Raw genomic sequence first — 415 nt, 5'->3', positions numbered from 1 at the left:
GAGGTAGTCCGAGCTAACCCGCGCCGGCTTCCAGCCCCAGCGCGGTGGCAAGCGCCGCCAGCGTCGGCCCGATCGGCGCGAGCACCTTCAGCGTCAGCAGGGGATCGGCCCGCGTGGTGCCAAGGTTCAGGGCGGCAATCGGCAAGCCGCGCTCGTGCGCCCAGACGCAGAAGCGATACCCCGAGAACACCGTCAGCGACGAGCCGATCACCAGCATGGCGTCCGCTGCATCGAGCGCCAGCCGCCCGGCCGCCACGCGCTCGCGCGGCACCGATTCGCCGAAGAACACCACATCGGGCTTGAGCAGCCCTTCGCAGCGCTCGCACACCGGCACCGAAAAATTGTCGAATAGCGGCGATTCCAGATGGGCGTCGCCATCGGCCGCCGGCAGGGCCGACACATCGCGGAATTCGGG

Annotated in this window: 1 protein-coding gene; it reads right to left on the bottom strand. The window is 69.6% G+C overall.

Going from position 1 to position 415, the window contains the following annotated elements; all coding sequences use genetic code 11:
• Positions 1 to 13: 13 nt before the first annotated feature.
• Positions 14 to 415, bottom strand: a 402-nt coding sequence (locus AB4Z42_RS28440) for a Sir2 family NAD-dependent protein deacetylase (RefSeq protein WP_442012588.1), incomplete at its 5' end; no start/stop codon positions are given.

The organism is Mycobacterium sp. 2YAF39 (genome assembly GCF_052114565.1).
GTDB lineage: Bacteria > Actinomycetota > Actinomycetes > Mycobacteriales > Mycobacteriaceae > Mycobacterium.
This window is presented reverse-complemented; position numbering and strand designations above follow the sequence as displayed.